The sequence below is a fragment of the Stella humosa genome (genome assembly GCF_006738645.1).
Lineage (GTDB): Bacteria > Pseudomonadota > Alphaproteobacteria > ATCC43930 > Allostellaceae > Allostella > Allostella humosa.
This window is the reverse complement of the sequence record NZ_AP019700.1, coordinates 2,901,558-2,915,847: the sequence shown is the minus strand read 5'-3', so window position 1 is coordinate 2,915,847 and position 14,290 is coordinate 2,901,558. Positions and strand designations below refer to the sequence as shown.

At 69.1% G+C, this 14,290-nt stretch carries 14 protein-coding genes and 1 tRNA gene; 5 read left to right on the top strand and 10 right to left on the bottom strand.

Going from position 1 to position 14,290, the window contains the following annotated elements:
• Positions 1-19: 19 nt before the first annotated feature.
• Entirely contained in the window at positions 20-1,822 is a 1,803-nt protein-coding gene (locus STVA_RS13665; RefSeq protein WP_123688476.1) for a PHA/PHB synthase family protein, read from the bottom strand.
• Positions 1,823-2,009: 187 nt separating this feature from the next.
• On the opposite strand from STVA_RS13665, the gene STVA_RS13660 reads away from it, so the two are divergent.
• From STVA_RS13660 to recJ, 4 genes are all read left to right on the top strand, one after another.
• Positions 2,010-3,272, top strand: coding sequence for a hypothetical protein (locus tag STVA_RS13660; protein WP_123688475.1), 1,263 nt, complete (start codon positions 2,010-2,012; stop codon positions 3,270-3,272).
• 172 nt (positions 3,273-3,444) lie between these two features.
• Positions 3,445-4,737: a homoserine dehydrogenase gene (locus tag STVA_RS13655; RefSeq protein ID WP_123688474.1), complete on the top strand. Its 1,293-nt coding sequence runs from the start codon at positions 3,445-3,447 to the stop codon at positions 4,735-4,737.
• Positions 4,738-4,772: 35 nt separating this feature from the next.
• Positions 4,773-5,732 (top strand): class II fructose-bisphosphatase, encoded by a 960-nt coding sequence (gene glpX / locus STVA_RS13650; protein WP_197735912.1) that lies wholly within the window; start codon positions 4,773-4,775, stop codon positions 5,730-5,732.
• Between the two features lie 8 nt (positions 5,733-5,740).
• Entirely contained in the window at positions 5,741-7,525 is a 1,785-nt protein-coding gene (gene recJ, locus STVA_RS13645) for a single-stranded-DNA-specific exonuclease RecJ (protein ID WP_123688472.1), read from the top strand.
• Positions 7,526-7,539: 14 nt separating this feature from the next.
• Here the strand turns inward: recJ and STVA_RS27660 are convergent, their stop codons facing one another.
• Together STVA_RS27660 and STVA_RS28140 are read right to left on the bottom strand one after the other, a co-directional pair.
• Entirely contained in the window at positions 7,540-7,713 is a 174-nt protein-coding gene (locus STVA_RS27660) for a hypothetical protein (protein ID WP_170216330.1), read from the bottom strand.
• A 19-nt stretch (positions 7,714-7,732) separates the two neighbouring features.
• A complete protein-coding gene (locus STVA_RS28140) occupies positions 7,733-7,882 on the bottom strand; it encodes a DUF1127 domain-containing protein (protein ID WP_123688471.1) in 150 nt (49 codons plus the stop codon).
• Between the two features lie 246 nt (positions 7,883-8,128).
• On the opposite strand from STVA_RS28140, the gene STVA_RS13635 reads away from it, so the two are divergent.
• Positions 8,129-8,204 (top strand) — tRNA-Glu (locus STVA_RS13635).
• 150 nt (positions 8,205-8,354) lie between these two features.
• Here the strand turns inward: STVA_RS13635 and STVA_RS13630 are convergent.
• From STVA_RS13630 to STVA_RS13600, 7 genes are all read right to left on the bottom strand, one after another.
• Positions 8,355-9,056: a hypothetical protein gene (locus tag STVA_RS13630; protein WP_142235761.1), complete on the bottom strand. Its 702-nt coding sequence runs from the start codon at positions 9,054-9,056 to the stop codon at positions 8,355-8,357.
• A 29-nt stretch (positions 9,057-9,085) separates the two neighbouring features.
• Positions 9,086-9,952: an urea carboxylase-associated family protein gene (locus STVA_RS13625; protein ID WP_123688470.1), complete on the bottom strand. Its 867-nt coding sequence runs from the start codon at positions 9,950-9,952 to the stop codon at positions 9,086-9,088.
• 74 nt (positions 9,953-10,026) lie between these two features.
• Entirely contained in the window at positions 10,027-10,755 is a 729-nt protein-coding gene (locus STVA_RS13620; RefSeq protein ID WP_123688469.1) for an amino acid ABC transporter ATP-binding protein, read from the bottom strand.
• A gap of 2 nt (positions 10,756-10,757) precedes the next feature.
• Positions 10,758-11,462: an amino acid ABC transporter permease gene (locus STVA_RS13615; protein ID WP_123688468.1), complete on the bottom strand. Its 705-nt coding sequence runs from the start codon at positions 11,460-11,462 to the stop codon at positions 10,758-10,760.
• Between the two features lie 2 nt (positions 11,463-11,464).
• Positions 11,465-12,163 carry an amino acid ABC transporter permease gene (locus tag STVA_RS13610; protein WP_123688467.1) on the bottom strand — a complete coding sequence of 233 codons (699 nt, stop codon included), beginning with the start codon at positions 12,161-12,163 and terminating at the stop codon, positions 11,465-11,467.
• Between the two features lie 35 nt (positions 12,164-12,198).
• Positions 12,199-13,020 (bottom strand): ABC transporter substrate-binding protein, encoded by an 822-nt coding sequence (locus STVA_RS13605; RefSeq protein ID WP_123688466.1) that lies wholly within the window; start codon positions 13,018-13,020, stop codon positions 12,199-12,201.
• Positions 13,021-13,061: 41 nt separating this feature from the next.
• Positions 13,062-14,270, bottom strand: coding sequence for an aminotransferase class I/II-fold pyridoxal phosphate-dependent enzyme (locus tag STVA_RS13600; RefSeq protein ID WP_123688465.1), 1,209 nt, complete (start codon positions 14,268-14,270; stop codon positions 13,062-13,064).
• Positions 14,271-14,290: the final 20 nt, after the last annotated feature.

Genomic DNA, 14,290 nt, shown 5'->3' with positions numbered 1-14,290 from the left:
AAGGCGTAGCGCGCGCCGTTCAGTCGCGCGTCGACACCTTCACATAGCGGCCCGGCGCGTCCTCGATCGCCTTCAGCTTGCCCGCACCGGGCTTGCGCGCCTTCACCTGGCCGCCGGAATACTGCCGTAGCCACTGGCGCCAGAGCGGCCACCAGGAGCCCGGCACCTCCTTGGCGCCGGCCAGCCATTCCTCGGGCGTCGGCTGGATCTGGTCGCTCTCCCAGTGGCTGTACTTGTTGCCGGCGGGCGGGTTGACGACGCCCGCGATATGACCGGAGGCGGCCAGACAGAACTTCACCGGGCCGCGATAGTGGCGGGTGGCGGCGTAGGTCGACTTCCAGGGCGCGATATGGTCCTCACGCGTCGACAGGATGAAGACCGGCAGCTCGATCCGGCGAAGGTCGATCGGCACGCCCGCCAGCGTGATGCCGCCCGGCTCGACCAGTTGGTTCTGCTGGTACATCCGGCGCAGGTAGAAGCTGTGCATGGCGGCCGGCATGCGCGTCGAATCGCCATTCCAGAACAGCAGGTCGAACGGGAACGGCTCCTTGCCGAGCAGGTAGTTGTTCACCACGAACGACCAGATCAGGTCGTTGGCGCGCAGCATGTTGAAGGTCGTGGCCATGGCCGACCCGTCGAGATAGCCGCGCTCGTTCATGCGCGCTTCCAGCGCCTGGAGCTGCTCCTCGTCGATGAAGACGCCGAGTTCGCCCGCCTCGGTGAAGTCGACCATGGTCGTGAAGAAGGTGGCGGAGTGGAAGCGCTTGTCCTTCTTGGCCGCCATCCAGGACAGGGTCGCCGACAGGAGCGTGCCGCCCAGGCAGTAGCCGATGACGTTGACGGATTTCTCGCCCGTCGCCTGCTCGATGGCGTCGAGGGCCGCCAGCGGCCCTTCGAGCATGTAGTCCTCGAAGCTCTTGTTGGCGAGGCGCTCGTCGGGGTTGACCCAGGAGACGACGAAGACCGTCAGCCCCTCGTCGGTCGCCCATTTCAGGAACGAATTCTTCTCGCGCAGGTCGAGGATGTAGAACTTGTTGATCCAGGGCGGGATGACGAGCAGGGGGCGCTTGTCGACCTTGGCCGTCGTCGGCTCGTACTGGATGAGCTGCATCAGGTCGTTCTCGTAGACGACCTTGCCAGGCGTGACGGCGACGTTGCGGCCGACCTCGAACGCCTCCTCGTCGGTCATGCGGATCTCGAGCCGGCCGTCGCCGCGCTCGAGGTCGCCCAGCAGGTTCTCCAGCCCCTTCACGAGGTTCTCTCCGCGCGATTCGATGGTGGCGCGCAGCACTTCCGGGTTGGTCAGCACGAAATTCGACGGCGCCATCGCATCGACGAACTGGCGCGTATAGAAATCGACCTTCTTGGCCGTCTTGTCGTCCAGGCCCTGCACGTCGTGCACGGTCGTCTGCATCCAGCGCGCCGTCAGCAGGTAGGACTGCTTGATGTAGTCGAAGACGGCGTTGTCCTGCCAGGCGGCGTCCTTGAAGCGGCGGTCGCCGTCGGCCGGGGCCACCAGCGGCGGCGTCTCCTGGCCCAGCCATTTCTGCGTCGTGTGCTGCCAGAGCTGCAGATAGTCCGTCCAGAGCTGCATCTGCGCCTGCATCAGCCGCGCCGGGTCGGCCATCATGCGGGCCGTCATCTCCATGAACGCATGGCCGATGTTCAGCGGGTCGGCCATCCCCACACCCTCGCGCGTGCTCGTCTGGCGCGACAGGAATTCGGCCACCAGCTTCTGGCTGCGCTCGGCGATGCCGGCCAGGGCGCGCGACATCTCCACCGGGTCGGGGGCCTTGGTTTCGCCATTCGTCTGGTCGGCCATGGTTCGTCTCCAGTTGCGCGCCGCCGTTCCCGCGGAGTGTGCCAGCGTGCTAGGGTCGTCACGATACTCTCGATATAATGGGGATGTCTCGCCACGTCGCCGCCACCATTTGCGGGCAGGCTTGGGAAAAGGGTCGGCAGGACCCGGGGCATCGGTTGCGGACGGAAAACGGATCGTCAGAGAAAACATGGCCATCAGCAGCAATACGGCAAAGCCGCTCGTCGCGGCCGGTCTGGCACTCGCAGTCGGCGCTTGTTCCTGGTTTGGCGGCGATCCCGCGCCGCGCCGGCCCGGCGCCGAGACCAAGGAGCCGAACCTCGCCAGCGTGCCCGAGAAGCCGCAGCCGATCCTGTCGGCCGAACAGCGCAAGGCGCTGACCCAGGACCTGGTGCGCGACCGCGAGAACGCGCGCTACAGCAACCAGGAATTCCGCATCGGCAACGTGCCCGAGGCGCCGCCGCCGCGCCCGGCACCGCCACGCCCAGCCGCCCGCCCGGCCGCGGCCGCAGCACCCGCGCCCGCCGTGGCGGAGGCACCCGCCGGTGCCGTCCCCGCGCCGACGCTGGCACCGCCGCCGGTTACGGTCGCCTCCGAGCCCGTCGCCAAGGAAGAGACGGAGGAATCGCCCTGGTGGTGGCCCTTCGGCGGTCGCTCTGCCGCCAGGCCCGCTCCGGCGCCGGTGGCGCCGACCGGTCCTACCGTGGCCGCCACGCCCGAGAACATGCAGGCGCCGGTCGGCACCATGCCGGTCACCGGCAAGCCGCTGCCGCAGCCCGAGGCCGCGACCGACATGCCGGCGCCGATCACCATGGCCCCGGTGCCGGCGACGCCGCCGCGCGGTGCCGGCGTGCCGATGATGGGTCCGGGCGGCAGCCCGCCGCCGCGGCCCGACCTGCCGCCGGCCGCCGCCTTGCCGGCGCCCAGCGTCGCCGCCCCGGCGCCGACCGCGCCGATGGCCTCTGCCGCCGGACCCGGTGCCCCGCTGTCGGTGCCGCCACCGCTCGCGGCCGCCACGGGCGACAGTGCGCGCATGGCGCCCGACGCGATCGGTGCCGCCCCGCCGCCACCGCCCGCCATGGCCGCGGCGACGGCCCCGCCGCCGCGGGCCTCGGCATCCGTGCCGGCGGCCGGCCGCCTGCTGGCATCGATCGACTTCCCCGAGACCGGGACGGCACTGCCGGACAGCGGCAAGCAGGCGCTGGAGACCGTCGAGCAGCAGCACCGCGATCGCGGCGGCCGCATCCGCGTGGTGGCGTTGACCCCGCGCGGCGGCAGCGGCGTGGCGGGCGACGTCATGCTGGCCGCGGCCGCGGCCGCCACGGAGCGGGCCAATGCGGTGATGCGCGAACTGGTGCGCCTGGGCGTGCCCGAGGGCGACATCGCCGTGTCGACGGTGCCGGGCGGCACCGGCCGCGACATCCGCCGCGTCGACACCTACCTCGACAACTGAGGCGGCGCCCCCGCCCGGTCCGTCGCCGGCCAGCCGGACAGGCACCGGCGCCGGTATCCGGCCGGGCGATCATGCTTCCCCCGACTCACCCTATGGTGCGTCCAGCAAGCTGGGCGCGAGCGATGAAGGCCCTTTTCGTGAACCGAATTCCAATGATCGTCGGACCCAGAGCATGAGCAATATCCTGCGCGTCGGGGTGGCTGGCCTCGGAACCGTCGGCGCCGGCACCCTGCGCCTCCTCCAGACCCATGCCGACCGCCTGGCCGAGCGGGCCGGGCGGCGCCTGGTCGTCACGGCCGTGTCGGCCCGCGACCGCCGTCGCGACCGCGGCATCGACCTCTCCGGCGTGCGCTGGTACCAGGATGCGGCGGCACTCGCCGCCGATCCCGAGGTGGACGTCGTCGTCGAGCTGATCGGCGGGTCCGAGGGCGTCGCCCGGGCGCTGGTCGAGGCCGCCATCGCCCGCGGCAAGCCGGTCGTCACCGCCAACAAGGCGCTGCTGGCGATCCACGGCACCGCACTGGCCCAGGCAGCCGAGGCGGCCGGCGTGCCGATCGCCTTCGAGGCGGCCGTTGCCGGCGGCATACCCATCATCAAGGGGCTGCGCGAAGGGCTGGCCGGCAATGCGGTGTCGCGCGTGTATGGGATCCTCAACGGCACCTGCAACTATATCCTGACGACGATGCGGCGCGAGCAGCGCGAGTTCGGCGAGGTCCTGGCCGAGGCGCAACGCCTGGGCTATGCCGAAGCCGACCCCAGCTTCGACGTCGACGGTATCGACACCGCCCACAAGCTGGCCGTGCTGACCGCGACCGCCTTCGGGACCCAGGTCGATTTCGAGCATGTCCATGTCGAGGGTATCCGCCACGTCTCGGCCCTCGACATCGCCTATGCCGACGAGCTTGGCTTCCGCATCAAGCTGTTGGGCATCGCGCGCCGCACCGAGCACGGGATCGAGCAGCGGGTCCATCCCTGCATGGTGCCGGTCGCCACGCCGATCGCCAATGTCGAGGGCGTCTTCAACGCCGTGGTGGCTGAGGGTGACTTCGTCGGCCGGGTGGTGATGGAGGGCCGGGGTGCCGGCGCCGGGCCGACCGCGTCGGCCGTGGTGGCCGACCTGGTCGACATCGCCCGCAACCGCGCGGTGCCCACCTTCGGCCGGCCGTCGGCCCTGCTGGCGCCGCCGGACCCGGCGCCGATGGAGCGGCATCGCGGCTGCTACTACATCCGGCTGATGGTGGTGGACCGGCCGGGCGTCATCGCCGATGTGACGGCGGCGCTGCGGGACGAAGAAGTCTCCATGGAAAGCATGCTGCAGCGCGGCCGGGCGCCGGGCGAGGCGGTGCCCGTGGTCCTGACGACCCATGAGACCGAGGAGGCGCGGATGCGCCGGGCATTGGCGCGGGTGGCCGCACTCGGCACCGTGCTGGAGCCGCCGCGGACCATCCGCATCGAAGATCTGTGAGGGAGGATAAGATGTCGAACGCTAAGTCCGGCACCATGGAACGCAACCTGGCGCTGGAAGTCGTGCGCGTGACCGAGGCGGCCGCCTTGTCGGCGTCACGCCTGATGGGCCGCGGCGACGAGAAGATGGCCGATCAGGCGGCGGTGGACGCAATGCGCCGGGCGCTGAACGCGCTGGCGATCGCCGGCACGGTCGTCATCGGCGAGGGCGAGCGCGACGAGGCGCCGATGCTCTATATCGGCGAGAAGGTCGGCACCGGGAAGGGCCCCAAGATCGACATCGCGCTCGATCCGCTGGAGGGCACGACCATCACCGCCAAGGGCGGCCCGAACGCGCTGGCCGTCATCGCCATGGCCGAGGAGGGCGGGTTCCTCAATGCGCCCGACGTCTACATGGACAAGATCGCCGTCGGCGGCGGCCTGCCCGATGGCGTCGTCGACATCGACAACAGCCCGGCGGTCAACCTGAAGGCGCTGGCCAAGGCCAAGAAGGGGGAGGTCGGCGACCTCGTCGTCTGCATCCTCGACCGCCCGCGCCATGCCGAGCTGATCGCCAAGGTGCGCGAGGCCGGTGCGCGCATCATGCTGATTTCCGATGGCGACGTCAGCGGCGTCATCGCCACGGCCCAGCCGGACAGCGGCGTCGACATCTATATCGGCTCGGGCGGCGCGCCGGAGGGCGTGCTGGCGGCAGCCGCCCTGCGCAGCATCGGCGGCCAGATGCAGGGCCGGCTGCTGTTCCGCAACGACGACGAGCGCGGCCGCGCCAAGCGCATGGGTATCACCGACTTCAACCGGAAGTATGGCCTGCTGGATCTCGCCAGCGGCGACGTGATGTTCGCGGCGACCGGCGTCACCACCGGCGCCATGCTGCGCGGCGTGCGCCTGTTCGGCGGCGGCGCCATCACCCATTCGCTGGTGATGCGCTCCAAGACCGGCACCGTCCGCTACATCGAGGCGCACCACAACTTCGTCATGAAGCCGATGGAGTTCTGAGACCCGCGATGGACGGCGCCACGCCCCTGCCGGCGCCCACCATCCTGGGGGTGGAGCGGTCGTTCACCGGCCGGCGCTGGCGCTCCCGCCTGGCCGACGACCGCCCCGCCTATGCGCTGGCCGACCGCTTCGGCCTGCCGGAGGTGGTGGCCCGCGTGCTGACCGCGCGCGGCGTCGGCCCGGACGAGGCCGAGCGCTTCCTGGCGCCGACGCTCCGCGACCACTTGCCGGACCCGAGCCACCTGCTGGGCATGGACGTGGCGGCCGACCGGCTGGCCGCAGCCATCCGGTCGGGCGAGGCCATCGCCATCTTCGGCGACTATGATGTCGACGGCGCCACCTCCAGCGCGCTGCTGGTGCGCTTCCTGCGCGCGGCCGGTGGCCGCGTGCGCGCCTACATCCCCGACCGCATGACCGAGGGCTATGGCCCCAACACGCCGGCCTTGCTGCGCCTGCGCCAGGAAGGGGCGGGGGTGGTGGTCACGGTCGATTGCGGCACCACGGCCTTCGCGCCGCTGGCGGCCGCCCGCCAGGCGGGGCTCGACGTCATCGTCATCGACCATCACGTCGCCGAGCCGGCGCTGCCGGACGCGGTCGCCGTGGTCAATCCCAACCGCCTCGACCAGGTGAGCCAGCATCGCGGCCTGGCGGCCGTCGGCGTCTGCTTCCTCCTGGCGGTCGCGCTGAACCGGACGCTGCGCGCGGCTGGCTGGTGGCGCGACCGGCCGGAGCCGGACCTGCTGTCGCTGCTCGACCTGGTGGCGCTGGGCACCGTCTGCGACGTGATGCCGTTGACGGGGCTGAACCGCGCGCTGGTCGCCCAGGGGCTGAAGGTGATGGCCAGGCGCGCCAATGTGGGCATCGCCGCCCTGGCCGATGTCGCGCGGCTGGACCAGAAGCCGCAGGCGTTCCACCTGGGCTATCTCCTGGGCCCGCGGGTCAATGCCGGCGGCCGGGTGGGTCGCGCCGACCTCGGCACCCGCCTGCTGTCGACCGAGGACCCGGCCGAGGCCGCCGCCATCGCGGTCGAGCTCGACCGCTTCAACGAGGAGCGGCGGCGGATCGAGGGCGAGGTTCTGGTCGCCGCCATGGCGATGGTGGAGCAGGGCGGCATGCCGGCCGTGCTGACCGTGGGCGATGCCGGCTGGCACCCCGGCGTCATCGGCATCGTCGCCAGCCGGCTGAAGGACCGCTTCAACCGCCCGGCCATGGTGCTGGCGGTGGCCGACGGCATCGCCAAGGGCTCGGGCCGCTCGATCCCCGGCTTCGACCTGGGTGCGGCCGTGATCGCCGCGCGGCAGGCGGGCATCCTGACGCAAGGCGGCGGGCATGCCATGGCGGCGGGCTTCACCCTGCCGGCCGGCGCCATCCCGGAATTCGGCGCCTTCCTCTGCGATCGCTTCGGCGCCTGCGGCATCGCCACGGGGCGGGTGGCCGAACTGGGGGTGGATGGCAGCCTTGCCCTGTCGGCGCTCGACACCGCCCTGGTCGCGCGCCTGGACGGGCTGGGGCCGTTCGGTGCGGGCATGTCCGAGCCGCGCTTCGCGCTGGCCCATGTGAAGGTCGTCCGCGCCGACCTGGCCGGGCAGAACCATGTCCGCCTGATCCTGGGGTCGGCTGCCGGCGAGCGGGTGAAGGGCATCGCCTTCCGGGCGATGGACAGCGAGCTGGGCCCGTCGCTGATCGCCGCCCGCGGTCGCACAGTGCATGTTGCGGGCCACCTGTCGATCGACAACTGGAACGGCGGCGACACCGTCCAGATCCGCATCGACGACGCGGCACCGGCCGCCTGACGGCCGGTGCCGGTTCAGATCCGGCGATAGTCGATCTCCGGCCGGCGCAGCATCGCCCGCCCGCTCAGGTCGATCTCCCACAGCGCTTGCGCGTCGACCCGGACCGGGCAGGGCTGGTCGCCGCCATGGCCGTGGCCACGGACGGCACCTGCCAAGCGGGCGGACGCGCGGATGAGGATTGCCAGCATGATGGCTTCTTCCGTCCGCTCAGCGCTGCCAGAAGGACTTGTCGACCTCGCCCGCCAACTGCGCCCGGCTGACGCCGATGTCGCGCAGCATGCGGTCGTCCAGCAGCGTCAGGGCGCGGCGCTGCCGCATCCGGTCCTGCCAGCCGGCCAGCGCGCCGGCGACGGCCATGCCAATCGCGAATAGGGAAGAGGGTACACGAAGGGAAGAAGGCGGGGCCTTGGCGGCGGTCGGCGCGGGAAAGATCGAAACGGTCTGCATCGCTTGCTCCATCGGGGTTGTCGTTGCCGATGGCATAGGGTCGCGCAGGCCCCGCGGGCGGTTCACACCCGCAGAGTTTCAGTTGTTTCAGCCGCGTATGCGCTTGATTTGTTGGCGCCATCCCGGTAGGTGAATGCGTCCCGCGCGGCACCCGACGTCCCCATCGTCTAGAGGCCTAGGACACCGCCCTTTCACGGCGGTAACAGGGGTTCGAATCCCCTTGGGGACGCCATATCAGATTACGTTGGCGGGTTGAAGAAACCTGCTTCAGCCTGTGCCTTTGGAGCAGGCTGAAAAATTTCCGCATCTGCGCCAACTCGTTTAATAGCGGCAATTTCTAAACGGGTTGGCAACAGCACCCGTTGCTTCTTTTTGGCGGCGGCTACGGCTGGTCAGTGATCGGACCAAGGACCAATCGGGTGGTGCCGTGCCTTGGGTGCCAACTATTGGCTAGTAACGGGAATGTCGAGCCCGCCAATCGATAAGTAAGAGTGACCGCTATAGGATCAATTATATAGGTCCACTGTGCGGTCACTCGATAGAACTCATCGGACACATTCGGAAAATTCGAAATTTGAATGGTCGCAATTCCGATATCTTCCGACTTGTCGAACGTCAGGAAAAGTTCGGGACAGGCCCTTTCTCCAAGTATGGCCGTTGCCAGCGGCGCAACGTCGATGGGCGACTGCACATGCAGGATGCGGCAACCCATTTGCTTGGCGAAATAAAGGTGAACGCGTAGCATTTGACGACGCGCGTGCTGGGCGAATACTCGATCGCCTCGAATCACACTCCCAGCCCGGATGGGAGGGTTGGCGGCGTGAAGCCACGCAGATAGACGCTCCCAGGCCCGGTCGTGCGGCTGCGTTCGGGTGGTGTTGCAGTAGGGGCAGACCGGCACATCCCACTTCAGTGCATCGGCGTTAGCGCCTTGAAGCAGTCGGTTTCGACGTAGACTGTCACTTCGAAATAGTCGGTGACGTTTTGTGCCCTTGGGAAACTTCAACTGCACGTCTGATTTCTTCGAGGCGTGCTCGCGGCTACCGCTAGGGTCGCCGCAAATCCAGCACGGCTTGTCCGACATTATCCCTCCTGCGTGGCGCGACGGGTAGCCTACGCCAATCTGCCCGAGATACCGCCATACCCACTCCTTCCCGGCGACACCCACCCCGCCGGCGCCGCCCGCGGCCGGAAGATGTCCACCCGCAACGGATGACACGCCGCCGTGTCGCTCGAATGCTCGGCGCTGCAATCGCCGCCGGGGCAGGCGGACAAGGCGCCCAGCAGGTCGATCTCGGCGAAGAATTCCAGGAAGTCGCCGGCGCGGACTGGGCTTGCCTTCATGAAGTACTGGCCGGTGTCGCGGGTGAAGCCGGTGCACATGAAGACGTTGAGGACGTCGTGCACGTCGGGCTCGGCTTCGGCCGGCGGGCGGGCGGTGTGGCGGGCCAGCGCCCAGGTCAGGTTCGAGTGGCAGCAATGATGATAGTCACCGCCCGACAGCAGGCGGTGGGTGTAGGGGTCGCAGCGCGTGCCGATGACGTCGTGCACCGACCCGCCCCATTCGTCGAAGCCGTACCAGTCGAGCGTGTCCTGGGTGATGGTTGCCATCGGGCGCAGGTGGGGCAGGGACGACCACATCCGGTCGCCGGTCGACAGGTGCGTGCCGTGCAGCGCCCGCGTCTTGCCGGAAAAGAAGCGCTCGCCCAGGTCGTGCGCGTTCCACAGGTTGAGGTCGCCCACCTGCGGCCCGTCGACGCCGACGATGCGGAAGAAATGCCCGGCCGGCACCTCGAAGCAGCGCGCCTCGCGCGGCGGTACCAGCACCTGGCCCACCTGTTCCCAGCCGTCGCGCGCGGCGCGATAGCCAACGATGTCGGGCGGGGGCAGGGCGTCCACGGGATAGCAGATGACGGGGCGGATGGCGCGCCGGGCGGCGGCATCCGCCGGCGGCGCGGCATCGGGGTGGGCTGGCTTCATGGCGATGGTCCCTCAACGCATGCGGGGGGCAAGGGGTGCGTCGGCAGGGTCGCCTTCGTCAAGCTCTCTGGAGGTCAGCCGACCCGTAGGATCTCCTTCAGGAAGCTTTGCAGCCGCGGGTGCTCCGGCGCGCCGAAGAACTGCTTCGGCGGCGCCTTCTCGATGATGGACCCGGCATCCATGAACCAGACCTCGTCGGCCACTTCCTCGGCGAAGCCCATCTCATGGGTGACGCACATCATCGTCATGCCCTCGTCGGCGAGCGATCGCATGACCGACAGCACCTCGCCCACCATCTCGGGGTCGAGCGCGCTGGTCGGCTCGTCGAACAGCATCAGCGGCGGCCGCATGGCGAGCGCGCGAGCGATGGCGACCCGCTGCCGCTGGCCGCCCGAAAGCTGGTTGGGGAAGGCCGACGCCTTCTCGGCCAGGCCGACCTTGGCCAGCAGGTCGAGGGCGAGTGCGTCCGCCTCCCGCGCCGGCACCCCGCGCAGCCGGCGCGGCGCCAGCGTCACGTTCTGCAGCACCGACAGATGCGGGAAGAGGTTGAACTGCTGGAATACGAAGCCGATGCCGCTGCGCAGGCGGTTGATGTCTGCGGTCGCCGCCACGTCCGCGCCGTCGACGGTGATCCGCCCCTTCTGGATCGGCTCCAGCCGGTTGACGGCGCGGATGAGGGTCGACTTGCCCGAGCCCGAGCGGCCGCACAGCACGATCACCTGGCCGCGCGCCACCTCGCCGTCGACGTCGCGCAGGACGTGCAGCTTGCCGAACCACTTGTTGACGCCCTCGAAGCGGATCATGGCTAGGCCGCCTCCGCCACCTGGCCGGCGCGCCGCGTGCCGATGCGGCGCTCCAGCAGCTTGGCCAGTCGCGTCAACGCAAAGCACAGCACGAAGAAGGTGAGCGCCAGCAGCCCATAGACCTCGAACGGCTTGGTCAGCAGCCGGTTGTTCACCTGGTAGGCGGCAAAGGTGATCTCGTTGACGCTGATGATGTAGCCGACCGACGTGCTTTTGATCAGCGAGACGAACTGGTTGACCATGCTGGGCAGCATGTTGAACAGCGCCTGCGGCAGGATGATCTTGTACATGGTCGGGAAGTAGCGCAGGCCCAGCGACTTCGCGGCCTCGGTCTGCCCGGCCGGGATGCCCTCGATGCCGGCGCGGATGATCTCCGACAGGTAGGCGCTCTCATAGATGACGAGCGCGCAGAGCAGCGTCGTGAAGCCGCTGACGGCCTGGCCGGTCACGATCGGCACGAAGAAATAGGCCCAGAACAGCAGCATCAGCAGCGGCACGCCGCGGACGGCATAGATGATCGCGACCGCCGGCCAGCGCAGCCAGCGGAACGGGCTGAGCCGGGCCAGCGCCAGCGCCAGCGCGCAGGGGAAGGAGAGGATCAGGCCGAGCAGGGCCAGGATGACGGTGACGGTCAGGCCGCCGATCGGCCCATGGGGATACTGCCCGATCAGGAACAGCAGCCAGTTCTCTTCGACGATGGCCCACATGGTCAGCGCGCGTCGATCTGCGAGCGGCGGGCGGCGTGGTCGCCCAGCAGCATGATGCCGAGCGAGATCGTGAGGTAGACGGCCGTGGCGACGAAGAAGGCCTCGAACGTCTTGAAGGTGTAGCTCTCGATCTCCTTGGCCTGGTAGGTCAGCTCGGCGACGCCGATCGCCATGGCGAGGCTGGTGTTCTTGAACAGGAAAAGCGTCTGGTTGATCAGCGGCGGACCGGACACCCGCAGCGCCTGCGGCAGGATCACATAGTACATGCTGCGGAAGTAGCCGAAGGCCAGCGCGCGGGCGGCCTCGTACTGCGTCCCAGGGATCGAGCGGATGCCGCTGCGCAGGTCCTCGGACATGTAGGCCGAGAAGCACAGCCCGATCGCCACCAGCGCGAAGAAGAACTCGCTGTTCTGCTGGTTGATCCACATGCGGGCCGAGTTCGGCAGCAGCTCGGGCACGCCGAAATACCAGAGCAGGATCTGGATCAGCAGCGGCACGTTGCGATGATACTCGACGAACGCCGCGACCGCCCAGTCCGCCGGCTTGAAGGGCGCCATCCGCACGACGGTGAGGAGGACGGCCAGTAGGAAGGCCAGTATCCAGGCCGCTACGGCCAGCTCCATCGTGGTGATGAAGCCGGTGACGTAGCGGGCCAGGTACTCGCCCGACAGGACGGTCGCGAGGTCGAACCGGGGTGTCATGGCAGGCCGCGTGCCGCTGCCTCAGCCGATACCGATCAGCCCTTGATCTCTTCGATCTTGAAGTCGCGCTCGAGCTTGTAGGCCGTGGCCGGGCCGAACCATTCCTCGAACACGCGGGCGGCCTCGCCCGACTGCTCCATCTTCACCAGGGTGTCGTTGACGTGCTTCAGGAAGGCGGGCTCGCCCTTGCGGATGCCGAGGCCCCAAGGCTCCACGAACAGCGACTTCTTCACGATGTCGACCGGGTTGGCCGAGCCGTCCGTCTGCTCCTTCAGCTTCACCAGCACCAGTTCGGACGCGCAGAAGCCGTTCACCTTGCCCTGCTGCAACGCCAGGAACGAGGCCGAGCCGTCCTGGTAGGTCAGCGTCTGGGCGTTGGGGATCTCGCGCTTCACGCCCTGCTCGGAGCTGGAGCCCTTCACGGCGCTGATCTTCTGGCCCTTCAGTTGCTCCAGCGTGGTGATGCCGGAATCGCGGCGGACCAGGATCTTCTGCTGGCTGACGAAGTAGCTGTAGCTGTAGTCGATCTGCTCGGACCGCGCCTTGGTCCAGCCGAGGTTGGCGGCCAGGATATCGACGCGGCCCTGGGTCAGCTCGGGGATGCGGGCATCGACCGAGATCGCCTTCAGCTCCATCGGCACGCCGAGGCTCTTGGCGATGGCGCCGCACACGGCCACGTCATAGCCGATGATCTCGCGCGTCTTGGGGTCCTGGTAGCTGAAGGGCTGGGACGTGCCCAGCGTGCCGCATACCAGCTTGCCGCGCGCCTTGATGTCCTGGAGCTGGTCGGCCTGTGCCGCACCGGCCAGCAGCACGCAGGCCGCAGCGGCGCTGAGGATCACGTTCAAAGTCTTCATCGATGCCTCCCTGGTCGAATTCGTGTTGCGGCTCGCGACCGCTATTGCAGGCTCTCGCAGGCGGTCCGGATGCGTGCCGCCGCCTTGCGCAGCGTCTCCTCCGAGACGGCGAAGGAGATGCGGAAATAGGGGCTGAGGCCGTAGGGCGAGCCGGCGACCACCGCCACGCCCTGCGACTCCAGCAGGTAGGCGACGAAATCCTCGTCGGTGCGGATGACCGTGCCTTCGGGCGTGCGCTTGCCGATCAGCCCGGCGCAGGACGGATAGACATAGAAGGCACCCTGCGGCGACAGGCACGACAGGCCGGGGATGGTGGCGAGCTCGCCCACGATCAGGTCGCGGCGATCGCGGAACTCGGCGTTGCGCTTGGCCACCAGGTCCTGCGGGCCGTTCAGCGCCTCGACGGCGGCCGCCTGGCTGACGGCAGACGCGCAGGACGTGCTCTGCGACTGCAAGGTCTTCATGGCGCGGATGAGGTCGGCCGGGCCGGCGGCATAGCCGATGCGCCAGCCGGTCATCGAATAGGCCTTGGACACGCCGTTGATCGTCAGCACCCGGTCGCGCAGCGCCGGCACGGCGGCTGCCATCGTGCTGAACCGGCCGCCGTCGAACAGGATGTGCTCGTAGATGTCGTCGGTCATCACCAGGATGCCGGGATGGTCCTGGAGGACCCGGCCCAGGGCCTGGAGCTCGGCCTCGCTGTAGACCGACCCGGACGGGTTGTTCGGCGTGTTCAGCGTCAGCCACTTGGTCCTGGGCGTGATGGCGGCGGCGAGCTGCTCGGCATCGAGCTTGAAGCCGGCATTCTCGCTGCACGGCACGACCACCGGGGTCCCGCCCATCAGCTTCACCATCTCGGGATAGGACACCCAGCAGGGGGCGGGGATGATCACCTCGTCGCCCACGTCGAGCGTGGCGAGGAAGGCGTTGAAGATGAGCTGCTTGGCGCCCGTGCCCGCCATCACCTCGGCCGGACTGTAGTCGAGCCCGTTCTCGCGGGCGAACTTGCCGATGATGGCGCGCTTGAGCGCGTCCGTGCCGTCGACGTTGGTGTAGCGCGTCTCGCCGCGGGCGATGGCGTCGTTGGCCGCCTGCTGGATGTGGGCCGGGGTGTCGAAGTCCGGCTCGCCCGCCGTCAGGTTGATGATGTCGCGGCCGGCCGCGGCCAGGGCGCGGGCGCGCTGGGCCGCCGCACCGCTGGCCGACGGGGCGACCGTCTTCATGCGCGTCGCCAGATAGGAGCTGCTCATGGTCTTCCTGCCATTCCGTG